Below are 18,570 nucleotides of genomic sequence, written 5' to 3'. Positions count from 1 at the left end.
TAACATCGCCGCCATGGAACCGAGCCGGCGGTGGGGCGACGACCGCGCGATCCTCGACGACGAGGAGGCCCGCAGACGGATCCTGGAGGCCGCCGGCCGCTGCATCGTGCGGCGCGGCAACACCCAGTTCCGGATGGGCGAGGTCGCCGACGAGGCGGGCGTGTCACGGTCGACGGTCTACCGCTACTTCCCCGGCCGCGACGACGTGCTGCTGGGCCTGATGCTGCGCCGAGTGGACCACGCCCTCGCGGAGTCGGTGCGCTCGCTGCCCGCCCCCGAGGACCCCGTTCGCTCGGTGCCGCGGATGGTGCTGGCGCGGGTGGAATCGGTGGACGGCAACCCGCTGAACGAAGCGTTGTTCGCCGCCGAGAGCACGGCGATGGCCAGCGCGCTGCAGAAGGGCTCCGAACCACTGGTCGAACTGCTGCTGCGGCATTACGGCCCGCTGCTGGAGCGCTGGAAGGCGGCGGGGCTGCTCTACCCGGACGTCGATTTCCGCTCCGTCGTGCAGTGGTTGCACACCGCGACGTTGTTCCTGCTGGCGCCCTCCTGGCGATATCGGCCGCACGCCGACAAGCGCCGGTTCGTCGAGCAGTTCGTGGTGCGGGCCTTGGTGCCACAGATCAGACAATAATCGTATATTGTCTGATGTCCAGACGTTCGAGTGATTTTCCTCCCGGACGCCGGTGTTCAGCACGCAGCACCGCAACCGGTCGGCGAACCAGGATGGTTAGACATGAAAAACCCTGTGGGACAAGCTTTCTCATTCTTGGGCCTGGCGGCTCACCTGGGTCGCGGCGCGGGCCGGGTGTCCGTCGACGCGGTGCTGGGCGGCCGGTTCGGCCTGCCGCGCACGGTCGACGAGATCGACCCGGCGGTGCTGTCCCGGGTGATGGGCACCACGGTGCGGACGGTGCGGGTGCTCAGCCGTGACGCCGGGACGTCCTCGCGGGCCCGGCTCGTGCTGACCGGCAAGAACGTCCCCGACTCGGTGTTCGTCAAGGTCGCGGCCCAGACCGCCGCCACCCGCCTGATGGGTGAGCTCGGCCGGCTCGGCTGCACCGAGGTGCGGTTCTACCGCCAGCTGGCGCCGCAGGTGGTCGGCGTCCCCTACTGCTACGGCGCCGCGTTCGACGCCTGGACGGGCCGCTACCTGCTGGTGCTGGAGGATCTGCCGGCCGAGGCGTGCGAGTTCCCGGACACCTTGCACCCGCTCTCCGCCGACCAGGCCGGCCTCGTCGTCGAGCTGCTGGCCGACCTGCACGCCACCTTCTGGAACCGGCTGCCCCGCGACGGCCGCGGCCCGCTGGGCTGGCTCTACACGCCGTCGGGCGACGTTACGTCCCTGCTGACCCGGTCGCTGATGCACAGCTCGATCAAGCGGCTGGCCGAGCGCACCAGCATCCCGGTGCGCGACGGCGTCTTCATCGCCGACAACTACCGCGCCGTCGCCGCCCTCATCGACACCGCCCCGCACACCGTGATGCACGGCGACGCCCATCCGGGCAACATGTACTTCCACGGCGGCAAGGCCGGGCTGCTGGACTGGCAGGCGGTGCGGCGCGGGCATCCGTCCCGGGAGCTGGCCTACACGCTGATCACCAGCCTGACGCCGGAGGATCGCCGGGCCACCCAGCGCGACCTGCTCGACGACTACCGCCGCGCGTTGGCCGCGGCCGGCGGCCCGCAGCTGGACCGCGACGAGCTGTGGCTGCGGTTTCGCCAGGCCGCGCTGTACGCCTACGCCGCCCCGCTGATCACCGCCGGCATGGGCGGCATGCAGGTCGAGGACATCGCCATGGAAGGGCTGCGGCGCGGCGTCGCCGCGCTCGAGGACCTGGAAACCGTCGCCGCCCTGAAGAGTTCGCTCTAGCTCTGGCGGCCCCGCCCGGCGGCACCGAAATTCCGCCGAAGCTATTGCCTTCGCCGCGCCACGAGTTACGCTACCTACCGTAGCGAAATATGGCGCGTGCGGCGCCCCAGCCCTCCGAGACAGCCCGCGGCGGCGAAGAGGAGTCTCATGTTCGACCTGAAAATCACCGGCGGAACCGTCGTCGACGGGACGGGCGCGCAACGCTATCGCGCCGACGTCGGCATCAGGGACGGCAAGATCGTCGATGTCGTCCGCGCCGACGGCTCCGAGGCCGGCGGCCTGGCGACCGCCGAGGCCGCCGAAACCATCGATGCCACAGGGAAAATCGTGGCCCCCGGCTTCGTCGACATCCACACCCACTACGACGGCCAGGTGAGCTGGGACAGCCTGCTCGAGCCGTCCAGCGGTCACGGCGTCACCACCGTGGTCACCGGCAACTGCGGGGTCGGCTTCGCCCCGGTGCGGCCGGGCACCGAGCAGTGGCTGATCGAGCTGATGGAGGGTGTCGAGGACATCCCCGGCACCGCGTTGACCGAGGGCATCACCTGGGGGTGGGAGACCTACCCCGAATACCTCGACGCGATCGGCAAGCAGAAGTTCGCCATCGACGTCGGCAGCCAGGTCGCGCACGGCGCCATCCGGGCCTACGCGATGGGCGAGCGCGGCGCCCGCAACGAGCCGGCCACCCCCGACGACATCGAGGCGATGGGCCGGCTGGTCCGCGAGGCGATCGAGGCCGGCGCGCTCGGCTTCTCCACGTCGCGCACGATGGGCCACCGCGCGATGGACGGCGAGCCCGTGCCCGGCACGTTCGCCGCCGAGGAGGAGCTGTTCGGTCTGGGCCGCGCCATGGCGGCCGGCGGTCAGGCGGTGTTCGAGCTGGCCCCGCAGGGGGCCGCGGGCGAGGACATCATCGGGCCCAAGAAGGAGCTGGACTGGATGCGCCGGCTCAGCGGCGAGATCGACCGGCCGGTGTCGTTCGCGCTGATCCAGGTGGACGCCGATCCGAACCTGTGGCGCGAGATGCTGGACCTGTCCGCCGACGCGCACGCGGCCGGCGCCCGCCTGTACCCGCAGATCGCGGCGCGCCCGTTCGGCATGATGATCGGCTTCCAGGGCCATCACGGTTTCAGCCACCGGCCCACCTACCGCCGGCTGGCCGCCGAGTGCAGCCGCGAGGAGCTCGCGCAACGCCTCGCCGACCCCGCGGTCAAGGCGGCCATCCTCGGCGAGGACGACCTGCCCGTCGACCCGACCCTGCTGTTCGACGGGATGTTCGCGCTGGTGCAGCACTCGCTGCACCGCCTCTACGCGCTGGGCAACCGGCCCGACTACGAGCCCACCCCGGACCGCACCGTCGCGGCCATCGCCGAGGCGCGCGGCGAGGACCCGCTGGCGACCCTGTACGACCTGATGCTCGAGGCCGACGCGACCAACATGCTGATGCTGCCGCTGTTCAACTACGCCGACGGCAACTGCGACGCCATCCGCGAGATGCTGCTGCATCCCGCCGGGGTGCTGGGGCTCTCCGACGGCGGCGCGCACTGCGGCATGATCTGCGACGCCTCCTACCCGACGTTCCTGCTCACCCACTGGGCGCGCGACCGCAGCCGCGGCGACAAGCTGGCGTTGGAGTACGTGATCCGCAAGCAGTCCCGCGACACCGCCCACCTGTTCGGGCTCACCGACCGTGGCACGATCGAGCCCGGCAAGAAGGCCGACATCAACGTGATCGACATGGACGCGCTGCGGCTGCACCCCGCGGCGATGGCCTTCGACCTGCCGGCCGGCGGCAACCGGATCCTGCAGGGCGCCAGCGGTTATGCGGCGACCATCGTCAGCGGGACCGTGACCCGCCGCAACGACGTCGACACCGGGGCCCGGCCCGGCCGCCTGGTCCGCGGGGCGCGCTGAGGGGCGCCGCGGCGATGGCTGCGGCGGCCGGCAATCCGGCGCGCACCCGCGACGAGGATGCCATCGGCACCCCGCCGCCGGGCCCGACCCTGGTGCCCGCCGAACGCTACTACTCCCCCGCCTTCGCCGCGCTCGAGGTGGAGCGGATGTGGCCGCGGGTGTGGCAACTGGCCTGCATGGTCGATCACGTCGCGGCCCCCGGCGACTACTTCGAATACCGTTGCGGGCCATACGGTGTGCTGATCGTCCGCGGCGACGACGGCGCGCTGCGGGCGTTCCAGAACGTGTGCCGGCACCGCGGCAACTCGTTGTGCAGCGGCTCGGGTTCGGGCCTGCGGGAGCTCAAATGCGGCTATCACGGCTGGACCTGGGACCTGGCCGGCGCGCTCAAACGGGTGCCCGACCGCAAGGGCTTCGGCACGCTGCGGCTGTCCGACTATCCGCTGATCCCGGCCCGGGTCGACACCTGGGCGGGCCTGGTCTTCGTCAACCTGGACCCCGACGCGATGCCGCTGCCCGAATACCTCGAGGCGATACCCGAGGACACCGCCTGGTGCCGGCTCGACGAATTCCGTTGCTACGCCACGCTCACTGTCGAGGTCGACGCCAACTGGAAGACCATCGCCGACGGCTACAGCGAGACCTACCACATCCAGACGCTGCATCCCGAGCTGCTGCGCTGCGTGGACGATATCCATGCGCCGCAACAGATCTGGGGTCACACCGGGAAGTCCGATCAGCCCTACGGCGTGCCGAGCCCACGTTTCGAGGGTGCGCTGAGCGACGAAGAGGTCTGGGACGCTTACGTTTCCACCCAGGGCGCGCTGATGGGTGCGGCCGAGGGCACGCCGTTTCCCGCCGCCGACCGCCGGCCCGGGCAGACGGTGGCCGACCTGATCGCGGACCGCACCCGGGCCTTCGCCGCGACCCGCGGCGTCGATTTGGGCTGGGCCGACACCGATCGGATCACCCGGCTGCACCAGTACAACGTCTTTCCCAACATGACGTTTCTGACCAACGCCGACCACCTCACCGTCATGTGCTCGCGGCCCGCGCCCGACCCGGCCGCCGCGCCCGACAAGGGCGAGCTGGTGATGTTCCTGACCACCCGGATGCCGCCGGGCGCGCCGCGCACCAAGCCGACTGATGTCCGGATGAGCGCCGGGGAAGCCGAGCCCGGGCTGGTGCTCACCCAGGACATCGCGGTGCTCGCCGGCCTGCAGCGCGGCATGCACCAGCCCGGCTTCACGCATCTGGTGCTGTCCAGCGAGGAGCGGCGGGTGATCAACATGCACCGCAACCTGGAACGCTACCTGGACCTACCCGCCGCACAGCGGATGAGCGGCGGTGCCGGGACGTGACCGCCGGCCGCCGAATCCGTGTACACAACGCCAAAGCGGCCCCCGGCGATTTAGAATCCCGCTTGTGATGACCCCGTCTTACCCCTGGGGGGACGATCGAGGGCAACTGGCGCAGCAACTACGGCTGCGGTATCACACGCTTCGCCGGCGGCGCGCGCGGCGACTGTGCCACAGTTTCGAACGGGTGGGTGTTCGGACGGCGCCGGAGCGGCTGCGGGAAATGCTGGCGGGCGCGCCACTGGCCGCTCATGAAGTGATCAACGTGAATTTCGCGTTGATCGCGATCCAGCTGAACCGGGAGGCCCGGGTCGCCCGGTACCGGCGGCTCAGGCAGCGCGGAGCCCGCTCGCTGATGTTCGCCGGGCTGATCATGGTGGTGATCAACTTCCTGATGTGCATGGCCTACCTGCTGCTCAATCTCGCGGAGCCGGCGGCGCCCCTGTAGGCCCCCGGTGGCTCGTCAGCGCGGGGCGACGATGCCGTTGTCGTAGGCGTAGACGATCGCGGCGGCCCGGTCGCGCAGATCGAGTTTGCCGAAGATCCGGCCGATGTGGCTTTTCACGGTGACCCCGGAGATGCACAGCTCGTCGGCGATCTCGCTGTTGGACAAGCCTTTTCCGACCAACGTCAACACGTCCAGCTCGCGGGTGGTCAGTTCGGCGATCGCGGCGCCGCGCGGGCCGGGCGCGGCCTTGCGGTAGGTGGTGAGCACCCGCGAGGTCACCGCGGGGTCGAGGTAGCCCTCGCCCCGGGCGACCGCCCGCACCGCGCGGATCAGTTCCTCGGCGGAGGAGTCTTTGAGCACGAAGCCCGCCGCGCCGGCGCGCAGCGCCCCGGACAACAGCTCGTCCTCGTTGAAGGTGGTCAGCGCGAGCACCGGTGGTGTGCCGCCCAGCCGGCGGGTCGCCTCGATGCCGTCGACGCGGCGCATCCGCAGGTCCATCACGACGACGTCGGGCCGGTGCGCGGCGACCGCGGCGGGCACCTCGTCGCCGTCGGCGCACTCGGCGACGATGACGAATCCGTCCTTGCGGCGCAGGATCCGGCGCAGCCCGGAACGCACCAGGTCCTGGTCGTCGACGAGCAGCACGGTGATCTCGGGGGCCGGGTCGGTCACGCCTTACCACACCACCACGGTCGCCAGGAGCCGTCGCTTTCCTGCAGCGGGATCTCGGCGCACACCGACCACCCGTCCCGGGTGGGGCCGACGTCGATGGCACCGCCGAGCAGCTCGACGCGCTGGCGCATGCCGCGCACGCCGCGCCCCTCCGGCGACCGCGCGGCCACCACCGCCGCCGGCAGTATGTTGGTGACCGCCAGCCGCGCCGACGCCGGGGAAATATCAAGCACCACACCGGCTTTCGACTCGGGCGCATGCTTGGCGATGTTGGCCAGCGACTCCTGCGTGATGCGGTACAGCGCCAGCCCCACCGCCGGCGAGACGTGATCGGTGGGTCCCTCGACGCACAGCGTGACGGCCAGGCCGGCGCGGCGGAAGCCGTCGACCAGGGACGCGACGTCGTCGAGGCCGGGTTCGGGGGTGGTCGGCGCGGCTTTGGTGGGCCAGTTGTCCAGCAGCCCGACGGTGCGGCGGATGTCGGCCATCGCCTGGCGGCCCAGCCGTTCGGCCTGCTCGAGCGCCTCCACCGCGTCGTCGACGTCGCGATCCTGCTGCAACGCCCGCCGCGCCCCCGTCACGTGCAACAGCGTGATGCTCAGCGAATGCGCGATGACGTCGTGCACCTCGCGGGCGATGCGCCGCCGCTCGTCGGCGGCGGCGTGCTCGGCCAGCATCTGCTGCGCCTCGATCTGTTCGGCCACCAGCAACCGTTGGGTGCGCATCAAGTAGCCCAGCAGCCAGGCCACCACGATGAACCCCAGGTACAACACGATCGCGTCGAGGCGGTGCAGCGCGGCCGCGGTGAGCAACAGCGCGGCCGCCGACGCGGCGGCCAGCAGGCCGCCCACCACCGAGGCCAGCGTCGCGACGACGAGGACCATCAGGACCAACAGGGCCGGCGCGAAATCGGCGCGAATGGGCGTGGACGTGCCGAACAGCGTCAGCGCGGTCGACGCCGTCCAGGTCGCCCACAACGGCCCCGGGGTCATTTTCATGTTGAAGACGAAGAACGCCACCGTGGGCGACAGCGCGATGGCGAACGCGGTCAGCGACACGGGCAGGTCGGCGGCGGGCCGCTGCAGCGTCCCGATGGTGCCGCCGAGCAGCAGGGCCGCATCGACGGCGATCAGCGACGCCCACGTAAGACCGACGGGAATCAGCTCGCCGCGGCGGCGAAGCTGTTCGCGCAGGTGACATATTGCGGCGCGCAACATCGTCCAATCCTAGAAGAGCCCCGCCGGCCGCGACATCATCCCGCGGTCGGCACCCGGCTCCGCCCGTGGTAGGAGGCAAAGACTGCACTTCGGCACGACGCGCGAGGGCTTGCACTTTCCTAGCGTCGAGTCATGACATGGGCACTGCTGCACGACCGGATGGCCTTCATGGCCGAAGTGATCAAGACCGCCGAGACCGACCCGTCCGCGGCGCTCGCGTTGATCGACAACTCCCCCAGGGTGCCCGAGCTGTTCGGCGACGCAGAGGGATTGATGTTGTCGCTCGGCCAGCGCTGGATCACCACGCTGGTGGCCAAGCTCGACCAGGCGGCCCACGAGGGCACGTCGGCCGAACAGGTGCGGGCCGATCTCGAGGCCGCCTCGCCCGGGCTGCACGCGCTGGTGACCATCGGCGCGCGTCGCTCGCTGCGGATGCGGTCGATGGCGCGCGGTGAGCACGTCGCCGTCAGCCTGTTCGGCGGGCCCTCGGGCGATCGGCAGACCGTTGCCTGACCGGCCGGGCATCCTCGGGCGGCTGACCGGCCGGTACGCGCTGCTGGTGGTGGCGCTGTGGGTGCTGGCCGCGGCCGTCGCCAATGTGGCTGTGCCGCAACTGGAACGGGTGGTCGACAGCCACGCCCGGTCCTTCATGCCGCCGAGCGCCCCGAGCGCGGTGGCCGCCGCCCGGGCCGCCCAGTTGTTCGACCAGACGCCGAGCAACAACTTCGTTTACGTTGTGCTGGAACGCAATCAGCGGCTGGGCGCCGGCGATCGGCAGTTCTACGACGCGTTGACGGCGGCGCTGGGCTCCGACCACCGGCACGTGTACGCGGTGACCGACCTGTGGTCGCAGCCCGCCACCGCGGCCGGCGCCCAGAGCACCGACGGCCAGGCCGTCAGCGTGATGGTCCGGCTGGCCGGCATGCTCGGCACCGCCCAGGCCCGCGATTCGGTGAACGCGGTGCGCGCCACCGCCCAGAAGCTCGGCCCGCCGGCCGGCCTGCAGGTCCATGTCACCGGCCCCGGCGCCACCATCGTCGACGAATTCTCCGCGATCGACCGGCAGATGCTGGGGATCACCGCCGCCACCATCGGCCTGATCCTGCTGTTGCTGCTGGTGGTGTACCGGTCGCCGGTCGCCGCGGCGATCCCGCTGATCTCGGTGGGGCTCGCCCTCGCGCTGGCCCGCGCCGTCGTCGCCGCCCTCGGGCAGGCCAATGTGGTTGAGGTGTCGCTGTTTTCGGTTGCGCTGATGGCCGCCATGACACTGGGCGCCGGCACCGATTACGCGATCTTCCTGGTGGGCCGCTACCACGAAGCGCGGCGCGGCGGCATCGCGCCGGCCCAGGCGCTGACCGTGGCCTACCGTTCCATCGCGCCCGTGGTGATCGGATCGGCGCTGACCGTGTCGGTGGCATTGGCCTGCCTGGTTTTCGCCCACGTGGGATCGTTCCGCAGCGCCGGATTACCCTGCGCTATCGGCATTCTGGCCACCATGGTGGCGGCGCTGACGTTGACGCCCGCGCTGATGAGCCTGGCGGTGCGGCGCGGATACCTGGAACCGCGGCCGTCGCGCACCGCGCGGCGCTGGCGCCGGGTGGGCACCACCGTGGCGCGCTGGCCCGGTCCGATCCTGGTCGCCGCGTTGGGGTTGACCCTGCTGGTCGCCCTGCCGCTGGCCGGCATGCGGATCGGCTTCAACGAGCCCGCCGCCACGCCGTCGTCCACCGACTCCAACCGCGGATACGCAAGCGCCGGCCGGCATCTCCCGGAGAACGCGTTGCTGCCCGACGTCATCGCCATTCGGGCCGACCACGACCTGCGCAACCCGGCGGGCTTGATCGCCATCGAACGGATCACGCGGCACATCATGGCCGTCCCCGGCGTGCGTGCCGTGCAATCCGCCAGCCGCCCGGACGGCAAGGTGCCCGAACAGGCGACGTTGAGCTATCAGGCCGGGGTGCTGGGCCGCCAGTTCGGCGACACCGTGGATTCGCTGACCCAGCGCCTGGCGCGGGTCTCCGAGCTGGACGGCGCGCTGGCGCAGACCCAGCACGCGGTGGATGGCCTCGGCAACGGATTGCGCGGCGGCAGCGCGGGTTTGGCCGACATGTCGGGCGCGGCCGACGACATGCGGGCCGGGATGGACGGCCTGCAGCGCAACGTCACCACGGTGTCGGGCTACCTCGACCCGCTGCGCGACTACGTCGGGCGGACCCCCGACTGCGCCGCCAGCCCGATCTGCTCGACGGTGGACCGGGTGCTGGCGCCGGTCGACAGCCTGGTGCAGACGTCGGCGCAACTCGGCTCCGGAGCCGCGAAACTGACCACCGGCTCCAACACCGCCGCCACCGCGATGGCCGGGCTGCCGCAGAACGTTGACGCGATGAAAAGCGCCCTGGTGCAGGCGCGTTCGGCGACGCGCGATCTGCTGGGACTGTCCGACACGCTGGGGCCGCAGATGCGCCAGCTGACCGACTACCTCAACGAGATCAGCACCCAGTTCCAGGGCAGTGCCGCCGCGGATTTCTACCTGCCGCAGCGCGCGCTCACCGATCCGCGCTACACCGCCGTGCTGAACCACCTGATCTCGCAAAACGGCCGCGCCGCTTACCTGTTGGTGTACGGCGACGGCGCGGAGTGGGGCGCCGACGGTGCCGAGCGGGCCGAGCAGGTGCGCGCGGCCATCAAGGAGGCCACCAAGGAAGGCACCCTGACCCCCGTGGAGGTCGACCTCGCCGGGGTCGGCCCGGTCACCGCCGACCTGCAGCGCTTCGTGGCCGACGACACCCGGCTGCTGGTGGGCGCCGCGCTGGTGCTGATCTTCCTGATCGTCACCGCGATGCTGCGCAGCCCCGTGGCGGGCCTGGTGGTGGTCGGGACCGTCGTCACGTCATACGCCTCGGCGATCGGTGCCAGCGTGCTGATCTGGCAGCACCTGCTGCATCAGGAGCTGCACTGGGCGGTCGCCCCGATCGCGTTCATCGCGTTGATCGCCGTCGGCGCGGACTACAACCTGCTGCTGGCGTTGCGCATCAAACATGAAGCGGCGGCGGGACTTCGGACCGGGATCATCCGCGCCTTCGGCGGCACCGGCGGGGTGGTTACCGTCGCCGGCATCATCTTCGGGCTGACCATGCTGGCGCTGCTGACCAGCAGCGTGCTCAGCATCGCCCAGATCGGCACCACCATCGCCGTCGGTCTGCTGCTGGACACTCTGGTGGTGCGGGCGTTCATCGTCCCGTCCATCGTGGCGCTGTTGGGCCGCTGGTTCTGGTGGCCCAGTCCCCTGCCCCGCCGCGGCGTCGCACGCGTCGTGAAAACGGTTGAGCCGCAACCGGTCCGCGTCGCTACTGCGGTGTGATGACCGTGGACGGCAGCCCGACCAGCACGCCCTCGACGTCGCCGTCGGCGCTGAGCAGCAGGCCACGTCCCGGCGGCAGCGCCTGGGCGCGGACGTTGCGGTTGATCCGGTTCTGCGGGTCGTTATCCATATACAGCTGGGCGACTTTCGCGGAGTTCTGGAACCTGATCCACGGATCCATCTGCAGGGTGGCCCAGTTCGCGCTGTTGCGGGTGGTGAACACGTGCAGGCCGATCTGGCGGGCCCGCTCCATCAGCTTCCACAACGCCGCGCCCACCGGCGGCTTGGGCGGGTAGCTCTGATCGGGCCGCAGGTCGCCGATGTCGTCGATGAGCACGAAATGCCGTGGGCCTTCCCACGGTTTGAGGGCGCGCAGCTCCTCCTGGCTCAGGCCCTTGGGCGGCAGCCGGGGCAGCAGGATCTGTTGGGCCAGTGCGGTGATCACCTCGTCGATCTCGTCCTGGTCGTAGGCGTAGGCGCGCACATAACCCGGGCCGTGCAGATCGCGCAGCCCGTGCGGAGCGGTCTTGGGGTCGATCAGCGTCAGCTGCGCTTCCTCGGGGCTGAACCGGCTCATGATCGCTTCCCCGATTGCCACCAGCGACAAGGTCTTTCCGCAGCCTTGCCGCCCCAGGATCATCAGCCCGGGGCTTTCCCGGAGGTTGATGGGAACCGGGCCCAGCTCGTGCCGCTCGCCGATGGCGAACGCGATCGACAGGTCGTCCCCGCTCGGGTGTGCAGCCTGGTACTCCAGGATCGTCTTGAGTTCCACCCGCTGCGGCAGCCGCTGCAGGGTGGCGTGCTTGGTGACGCCCGCGACGTCGGCGATGCGGGCACCCACGTCGACGATGCTGACCATCTGGCCGGTCGCGGGGTCGGTCAGCGCCGGCACCCCCACCCGCAGCTCGTGCAGGCTGTCGGTCAGCCCGAACCCGGGCCGGTTCAGCGTGCGCCGGGCCGCGTCGCGGGACTCCAGCGACGAGTGCCCCATCTGGCTTTCGCTCGGATCGGCCAGCCGCAATTGGATTCGCGCCGTGGCGTTTTGCAGCAGGCTCTGCCGCTGCCCGTGGATCCAGCCGCCCGCGCTGCACATCACGTGGACCCCGTACTCGGGGCCGCGGCTGCTCAACGAGATGATGCGGTCACCCAGCACGGTGTCCTTGGAGTACAGGTCGTCGTAGTCGTCGACCACCACGAACACATCCCCGAACGGGTCGTTGGCGTCGGTGCCGCCCAGCCCGTCACTGCCCGGACCGAAGCGGCGCTCCCGGAACCCGTCGAGGTCGATCTTGAGTTGCCGGAACGAATTCTCGCGGGCGTCGATCAGCGCGTCCATGCTGCTCAAGATCCGCTCGATGCCCTCGGCGTCCTTCGGGGACACGATGTCGGTGACGTGCGGCAGCGAGGCGGCCTGGGCCAGCGTCGCCCCGCCGATGCAGAAGAACGTCACCCGCGCCGGGCTGTACATCGTTGCGGCCGAGCACATCAGCGTCATCAGCGTGGTGGTCTTGCCGCGCTGCTTGGCGCCGACCACGATCACGTTGCTGCGCAGCGCGTCGACGGCGTGGACCACCTGCTTGGACTCCTCGGGGATGTCCATGACACCGACCGGGAACATCAGGCCCGGGTTCTGCCCATAGTCGACGTGCCAGGGCTTGCCCCGGTACCCGGCGACCAGGACATCGATGGGTTCGGGATCCTCCAGCGGCTCCAGCCAGGGCCGCCGCGGCGAGCGGTGCGGCACGTTCTGCAGCGACTCGCGCAGCACGTCCACGATCTTCTTGCGCTTGAAACCGTCTTCGTAGTAAAGGAATTCGTCCGGCTCGGCGTCGACGGCGGCGGCCTGCTCCAGCGCGGTCGCATCGGCGGCGTCCAGCGGCTGGTACTGCCAGTTGTACAGCCGCGGCTTGGTCAACGTCATGTCGACGGTGGCGGCGACCTCCTTGGTCTTGGGAACCACGAACGGCGCGGACAGGTAGAAGCACCGGAACGGCTCCAGGTCGCGCGGCCCCACCTTCAGCAGACCGAAGCCGTTCTCCTTCGACGGCAGGTGGTAGGCGGCGTCCGAGCCGATCACCTCGCGGCTGTCGTCCCCGGATTCGGCGCGCAGCGCGATGCGGAATGCGATGTTGGACTTGACCTTTTGCAGCGAGGACAGGTCCAGGCGCTGGCCTCCCAGCATGAAGAAGACGTTGGCGCCGCGGCCCTCCTGACCGATATGGATGATGAGGTTGATCCACTTCTCGTGGTTGGCGAACAGTTCCAGGTACTCGTCGACGATCACCAGCAGGACCGGCACCGGGGGCAGATCGCGCCCGGCGAGCCGGATCTCCTCGTAGTCGTTGGCGTCACGCGCGCCCACCGAGGTGAACAGCTCGTACCGCTGTTTGATCTCGCCGTCGATGACCCGGCGCATCCGCTCGGCCAGGTGCCGTTCGTCCTTGCCCAGGTTGGACAACGCGGCCACGACGTGCGGGATGCCCAGGATGTCCTGGGCCGCCGACTCGAACTTCATGTCGACGAAGATGACGTTGAACGTCTCCGGCGAGTGCGTCAGCGCGATGCCGTAGACCAGGGACAGGAAGAACTCCGACTTGCCCGAGCCGCTGGTGCCGATCACCACCGAGTGGAAACCGAAGCCGCCGAAGTCTTTTGCCCGGATGATGATGTTCTGCAGCTCGCCGTTGGGTTTCGCCCCCACCGGGACCTCGCACCAGCGTTCGTCGCCGCGGCCCCGCCGCTCGGCCCACAACCGGTCCACGTCCAACTCCCGGGGGTCGCTGATGCCCAGCGCCCGCAGCAGTTCGGTGGCGCCGCTGACCGAGTCGTCGATCTCGCTGCGGCTGGTCGGCGACCACCGCGCCATCGCCCGCGCGTACCGGTAGGCGCGGTGGATGGACAGCTGGTCGGCGTGGGCGAAGAACTTGTTGCGCACCCGCAGCAGCGGGGCCGGCCGGCCGTCCTCGCCGTCGGCGTCCGAGCCGTTGCGGCGCAACGCGATTTCGCCGTTGGTCGAGCCGTTGGGTGTGCTGTGCCGCTCGCTGAGCTCGAACACCTGGTCCTTGGCGAAGCCGACTCCGGTGCCCACCCGGGATGCGATGCGCAGCAGCGTGATTCCGGCCTTGCCGACCTGGCCGACCACGCTCTCCCAGGCATCAGGGCTGCCGGTGTTGTCGTCGACGATCACCAGGTGCGGACCGAGATCGACGGTGTCGGTGGCGGTTTCCAGCGCCGAGCCCATGGCGGTGGGGCTGGCCGCCGCCAGCGGTGTCCAGGGACCGCGCTTGCCTTTCATGTGCAGCTCGGCGCCCAGCGTAGCCTCGAGTTCCTCCGGGGTGGCGAAGACCAGCCGCCGCCACCCGCAGGCGTCGAACAGCTCGTCGTGCAGGTTGTGCGGCAGCCACACGATCCACGACCACACCTCGGGATTGCGGGTCACCACCAGCAGCTTGACGTCGCGCGGGTTGTGGAACACCGCCAGCGAGCACAGCACCGAACGCATCAGCGACCGCAGCCGGTCCAGGTCCTCGCCGACGAAGCTGAATCCGGGCGCCGAGCGCAGGTTCACCACCTTGGCGATGTCGCGAATCTTGCGCTGCTCCAAGATGAAATCGCGCAGGGCCTGCCCGGTGACCGGCTCGAGCTCCTCATCGGAGGCGATGTCGGGCCAGGTCACCGACAGCACCGAGTCCGGCGCATGCTGGACGCCGGTGCCCAGGCGCACCTCCAGGAAGTCCTCGTCGCCCCGGCCGCGTTCCCACATGCGCGGGCCGCCGATGATGGCGCCCAGGCCGCGCGGGTCGGAGTGAACCGAGTTCTGCCATTCGCGTTGCGCGCACACCGCGCTCTGGATTTCGTCGCGGTTGCTGTCCAGGTCCCGGAGATAGCGGCGGCGGCCCTTTTCCATTTCGCCCCAGGTGATCTTGCGGGCCCGCCCGAAGCGACCGGAGAACGCGAGCATGCTGAAGGCGCCGATGCCCATCAACGGGAAGAAACCGGTGGACAGGCTGCGCACGCCGGAGACGTACAGCATGACGATGGTGCCGATCAGCGCGACGATCAGGGCCGGCACCCCGATCATCACCCAGATGTTGCGCGGTTCGCGTTCCGGCAGGGCGATGGGGGCGGCGGGTGCCACCCGAACCGGTTTCGGCGGCTCGATCTTGACGCGGTTGATGGGAAACGCTTTCTTGGACATTCTCTAGCCTCCCGGCTTCGCCGATGTGGTCACCACAGCCACCTTGCCCAACGCGGGCACCGTGTCGCGCGCCAAAAGCGCTGCCTCCCTTGACAGCGCGGGCCCGGCGGCGAAGGTTCGCAGCAGCGGCCAGGGCGCTTGCACCGCCGAGCCCGGATCGAGCCCGAGGGCGCGCAATGTCGATTCGTCGTTGGCGATCCCGAACCGGACGCCGTTGTCGGACACCCAGAACAGCGATTCCCGGGAATCGGAGGTGACCACGCCGCTCGTCGACGTCACGAAGTTCGCCGCGCCCGGCAGCACCAGCACCTGGTTGGCGACCACCGAGGCCGGGTCGCGGTCGTCGCGCACCAGATGCACGATCCGGTTGTCCAGGTACGACGGCGTCGGCAGCCCGCGGCCGTTGTACACGACGACCCGCGCCTGCGGATCCGTCGAGCCCTTCTCCCACCCGACGCAGGTGGTCGGATTGGCCGCGGTGTCAATGAAATTCAGCCGCTTGGTCGGGTAGTAGTCCACCGCCAGCGAGGTCACCTCGGGAATGTTGACCAGCACGTCGGGGGTGACCACCCGCGGCGCCGTCGATCCGTAGGAGTTGGCGCTGCGCAACAGGTCGGCGACGAAGCTGGTCACCTTTTGCACCCCGTCGGGCAGCAACACGTAGAACTGGGTGCCGCCACTGGCGGTCTGGGCTTGCAGCACCGCACCGACCTGCGAACCCGACACCCACGTCGACGGGGTGCCCGCCAGCGGCACCGGGGGCACACCCAGCGGCTCGGTCGCGGGCAGCGCGTCGAAGAGCGCCCGCGAAATCTCCACCGGCAGCGTCACTCCCGGGTCCAGGCCCAGGCTCAGCGTGACGGCGCGGTTGACCGGGTCGATCTGCGAGCGCTTGCCTCCCCAGATCACGTAGGTGTTGCCCTCGAACGTCACCAGCAATCCGGCGTCGTCGCGCAGCGGTGCCGCGCGGTCGAATCCCTCGAGCGGACCGGCGATCGAGGTCACCACCGGCTTTTCCGGGCTGCGCGGGCGGCCCGCCGTGTCGCACACCGCCCAGGCTGAAATGGCGCCGCGGTGCACCGGCATCGCCGCCGGCGCCCCGGGGATGCCGACCAGCGGGCCCGTCGGATATTTCGCTATCTCAGCGGGTTTCACCCAGGTCGGCTGGTTCGCCGTCCCGGTGGCCAGCCGCGCGGAGGTCAGGTTCAGCGCCGGGTAGAGCCGCCCGTCGATCTTCGCGTAGAGCGCCCCGGAGTCACGGTCCCCGATGATCGTCGAATCACCCACGATGCCAGTCGGTTTCAGCACGTTCAGCAACATCATCCACCCGGAGGCGATGGCCACCAGCACCATGGACAGCACCAGCGCGGCGGTCTGCTTGCGGTCGTCGTGCTTCATGCGCACCGAGAAGCGGGTGGTCGCCGCCCGCAGCCGCCGGTTGTAGAACAGGTGCCCGGAGTTCTGGTCGCGGTTAGACAAACTCAGCGGCATCTTCAGTACCCCTTGGGTGATCGGCGAGGATCGGCCTGCTGAATCCGATCGGCGAGATTCGACGCGTCGGCGGCAACCCCGTAACGGCCCATCGCATAGTTGATGAACGCGCACGCCTGCGCGACCAGGTTGTGGATGTCGCGCGAAGTGCCGCGCTGGTGATAGGCGGCGAAGGTTGGTTCGATGAATTGCCAGGCGCCCTTGCTGGGGGTGCCCCCCGCGGCGTTGGCATCCCAGTCGTTGACCGCGCCGGCGTTGTAGTTCGATTCGCGACGGGCCACCAGGTCCATGCCGCGCTCCCAGCGGGCCCGCGCCGCCGGGTCGTGAATGCCCTTGATATCCAAGGCTTTACGGATGGCGGCCAGCACCGCGGGGCGTCCGCCGGGCTGGTTGGCGGACCCGGCGGCCGGACGGCGGTGGCGGTAGTGCAGGCGTCGCAGCCGCAGCGCGAGCAGCCGCGCGCGCCGCCGCGAGCGGCTGATGTGCCGGTGCTGGGTGCGCAGCCGCGCCGCCATGCGGGCCATGGCCTCGCGCCGGCCCAGCGGGGTATCGGCGGCCGGTGCCGCGTCGGCCAGCGCGGCGTCCAGCACCGTGCCCGTCGCCGCCCGGCCGTGCGCGTGATCGGCCCGCGCCGCCGCCAGGGCGGTCCGCAGCACCCGGTCGGCGTCGTCCGACTGCGCCAGCCGTTGCGTCAAGGCACCCGACCGGGCGACAACGGCGGCCGGAAGCGTGGACGGTGACGTGGTGCGGGGCCGGGCCGTCGGGGCACCGAGGGGGTCGCGGGTAGGGGCGCCGGCGAACAGTTCGTGGCCGCGCGACAACGCCGCGACCGCTTGCATTCTCAGGGGATCGGTCACCGGCTTCCCCACCCCGATCCACCTGCGCGCCGTGGCGGCGCCGCATCCTTACCGGACACTCGAGCTAGTACTCCCACACCCTCCTGGCCGCGAACGCCGCAGACCTACCAATAGCATGCACGTATCGACAGTTCTGCTGTCAATAACGGGCAATCCGGGCTGACCCGCGCATGGGAATCGTTGGGATCGGCCGGCCGCGATTACGTAGCGACCCTACTGCGGTGGGACCCACCCGACCACTCACCTCTGGTTTCGGGGTGGACTATTCCTTGGGCTCGTCGTCGGACGGCATGATCACGATCCGGCGGTTGGGCCGGTTGGTGACCACGGTCGGCTTGGCCTCGCCGGGCTTGCTGCCCGGAGCGCTGGGCGGGATCGTCAAGCGGCCCTTGACCGGCTGGCCGTTGGGCACGCCCGGGGCGGTGACCCGCTTCTCGACCGGCTTGTCCTTGTTGCCGCCTTCGCCGCCGGCGCCCATCGCGCCCGGCGGCATCATCGGCATGCCCGTCATGCCGGTTTGTCCGGGCATGGCGGGCATCCCGCGGTCGGCGGCATCATCGCGGCTTTGGCGCCGGCCGGGGTGGTCGGCGGGGATGACGTCGGCACCGGCGGCGGGCCCAGCGAGCTGGTCGGAACCGTGCCGCCCCCGCCCAAGCCGGCGCCGCCGCCACCCGCGCCCGCACCGCCGCCCAGGCCGGATCCGGCGCCGCCGACGCTGTCGACCAGATGCGCGTTGTCGGCCAGCGACGCCGCGCCGTGGGCGCCCTGAACCGCGCTCATCAGCGGCTGCAGGGCGCTTTGGCCGGCCTGCATCGCCTGCTGGGGAAGCTGGGTGAGCGGTCCCATGACGCCGCCCATCGCCCCGCCGAGGGCGCCGGTGACGCTGGACAGCATCTGCTGCAGCATCTGCATCTCTTGCGAGCCGTTGGCCTCGTTGGCCGGGAACTTCGCGGCGGCGTCGGCGGCACGGGCCTTGCGGTCCGCGTCGGCGGCGGCGGCGTCGGCGGCGTCCTTGGGGACGTTGGCGTTGCCGGCCCCGCCGACCATGCCCTGCCCGGCGTCGGCGGGTGACGTACCGCCCGGCGGCACCGGAAACGGCCGCGGAATCGACGCCGGCGGTCCCCCGACTATCGCCGTAGTAGTCGGCAGATCATTTTTGATAATTCCCCCGGGACCAC

12 protein-coding genes and 1 pseudogene are annotated in these 18,570 nt (G+C 70.4%); 7 read left to right on the top strand and 6 right to left on the bottom strand.

All coding sequences use genetic code 11. The annotated features are described in order from the left end of the window. Positions 1-13: 13 nt before the first annotated feature. The 5 genes from NF20_RS22655 to NF20_RS22635 all read left to right on the top strand — a co-directional run bounded on the left by NF20_RS22655 (position 14) and on the right by NF20_RS22635 (position 5,593). On the top strand, positions 14-634 hold the full coding sequence (locus NF20_RS22655) for a TetR/AcrR family transcriptional regulator (RefSeq protein ID WP_003874331.1): 621 nt from the start codon (positions 14-16) through the stop codon (positions 632-634). A 102-nt stretch (positions 635-736) separates the two neighbouring features. After that, positions 737-1,873, top strand: a complete 1,137-nt coding sequence (locus NF20_RS22650) for a phosphotransferase (protein WP_023882469.1) — start codon at positions 737-739, stop codon at positions 1,871-1,873. 147 nt (positions 1,874-2,020) lie between these two features. Next, the gene (locus NF20_RS22645) at positions 2,021-3,787 is read left to right on the top strand and encodes an N-acyl-D-amino-acid deacylase family protein (RefSeq protein ID WP_033712243.1); all 1,767 of its coding nucleotides are present in this window, start codon (positions 2,021-2,023) and stop codon (positions 3,785-3,787) included. 14 nt (positions 3,788-3,801) lie between these two features. Then, positions 3,802-5,148 (top strand): aromatic ring-hydroxylating oxygenase subunit alpha, encoded by a 1,347-nt coding sequence (locus tag NF20_RS22640; RefSeq protein WP_033712240.1) that lies wholly within the window; start codon positions 3,802-3,804, stop codon positions 5,146-5,148. A gap of 184 nt (positions 5,149-5,332) precedes the next feature. Then, a complete protein-coding gene (locus NF20_RS22635) occupies positions 5,333-5,593 on the top strand; it encodes a hypothetical protein (protein ID WP_003878281.1) in 261 nt (86 codons plus the stop codon). A gap of 15 nt (positions 5,594-5,608) precedes the next feature. Here NF20_RS22635 and NF20_RS22630 read toward each other — a convergent pair whose 3' ends face one another. Both NF20_RS22630 and NF20_RS22625 read right to left on the bottom strand, forming a co-directional pair. Continuing rightward, complete coding sequence (locus NF20_RS22630) at positions 5,609-6,265, bottom strand: response regulator transcription factor (RefSeq protein WP_033712237.1); 657 nt, start codon at positions 6,263-6,265, stop codon at positions 5,609-5,611. Further along, positions 6,262-7,482, bottom strand: a complete 1,221-nt coding sequence (locus tag NF20_RS22625) for a sensor histidine kinase (protein WP_023880692.1) — start codon at positions 7,480-7,482, stop codon at positions 6,262-6,264. Before NF20_RS22625 ends, NF20_RS22630 begins: the two co-directional genes overlap by 4 nt. 132 nt (positions 7,483-7,614) lie before the next feature. Here NF20_RS22625 and NF20_RS22620 point away from each other — a divergent pair, with 132 nt between their 5' ends. Both NF20_RS22620 and NF20_RS22615 read left to right on the top strand, forming a co-directional pair. Next, a complete protein-coding gene (locus tag NF20_RS22620; protein WP_003874340.1) occupies positions 7,615-7,995 on the top strand; it encodes a hypothetical protein in 381 nt (126 codons plus the stop codon). Then, on the top strand, positions 7,988-10,846 hold the full coding sequence (locus NF20_RS22615) for an RND family transporter (protein WP_033712234.1): 2,859 nt from the start codon (positions 7,988-7,990) through the stop codon (positions 10,844-10,846). Before NF20_RS22620 ends, NF20_RS22615 begins: the two co-directional genes overlap by 8 nt. Here NF20_RS22615 and NF20_RS22610 read toward each other — a convergent pair. The 4 genes and pseudogenes from NF20_RS22610 to NF20_RS22595 form a co-directional block, all read right to left on the bottom strand. Beyond that, positions 10,833-15,044, bottom strand: coding sequence for a type VII secretion protein EccC (locus NF20_RS22610; RefSeq protein WP_023860871.1), 4,212 nt, complete (start codon positions 15,042-15,044; stop codon positions 10,833-10,835). The genes NF20_RS22615 and NF20_RS22610 overlap by 14 nt on opposite strands. A 3-nt stretch (positions 15,045-15,047) precedes the next feature. After that, positions 15,048-16,535: a type VII secretion protein EccB gene (gene eccB / locus NF20_RS22605; RefSeq protein WP_009979957.1), complete on the bottom strand. Its 1,488-nt coding sequence runs from the start codon at positions 16,533-16,535 to the stop codon at positions 15,048-15,050. Between the two features lie 2 nt (positions 16,536-16,537). Next, entirely contained in the window at positions 16,538-17,392 is an 855-nt protein-coding gene (locus NF20_RS22600; protein WP_369798130.1) for a transglycosylase, read from the bottom strand. A gap of 262 nt (positions 17,393-17,654) precedes the next feature. Continuing rightward, positions 17,655-18,439, bottom strand: a pseudogene (locus NF20_RS22595) (hypothetical protein). Between the last annotated feature and the right edge of the window lie 131 nt (positions 18,440-18,570).

This window comes from Mycobacterium sp. MAC_080597_8934, from assembly GCF_000523975.1.
Classification (GTDB): domain Bacteria; phylum Actinomycetota; class Actinomycetes; order Mycobacteriales; family Mycobacteriaceae; genus Mycobacterium; species Mycobacterium avium.
This window is presented reverse-complemented; position numbering and strand designations above follow the sequence as displayed.

Bases quoted from the DNA above. Each gene is read 5' to 3' on its own strand.
- NF20_RS22655 (WP_003874331.1), top strand. From the start codon at position 14: ATGGAACCGAGCCGGCGGTGGGGCGACGACCGCGCGATCCTCGACGAC.
- NF20_RS22650 (WP_023882469.1), top strand. From the start codon at position 737: ATGAAAAACCCTGTGGGACAAGCTTTCTCATTCTTGGGCCTGGCGGCT.
- NF20_RS22645 (WP_033712243.1), top strand. From the start codon at position 2,021: ATGTTCGACCTGAAAATCACCGGCGGAACCGTCGTCGACGGGACGGGC.
- NF20_RS22640 (WP_033712240.1), top strand. From the start codon at position 3,802: ATGGCTGCGGCGGCCGGCAATCCGGCGCGCACCCGCGACGAGGATGCC.
- NF20_RS22625 (WP_023880692.1), bottom strand. From the start codon at position 7,482: ATGTTGCGCGCCGCAATATGTCACCTGCGCGAACAGCTTCGCCGCCGC.
- NF20_RS22620 (WP_003874340.1), top strand. From the start codon at position 7,615: ATGACATGGGCACTGCTGCACGACCGGATGGCCTTCATGGCCGAAGTG.
- NF20_RS22610 (WP_023860871.1), bottom strand. From the start codon at position 15,044: ATGTCCAAGAAAGCGTTTCCCATCAACCGCGTCAAGATCGAGCCGCCG.
- eccB (WP_009979957.1), bottom strand. From the start codon at position 16,535: ATGCCGCTGAGTTTGTCTAACCGCGACCAGAACTCCGGGCACCTGTTC.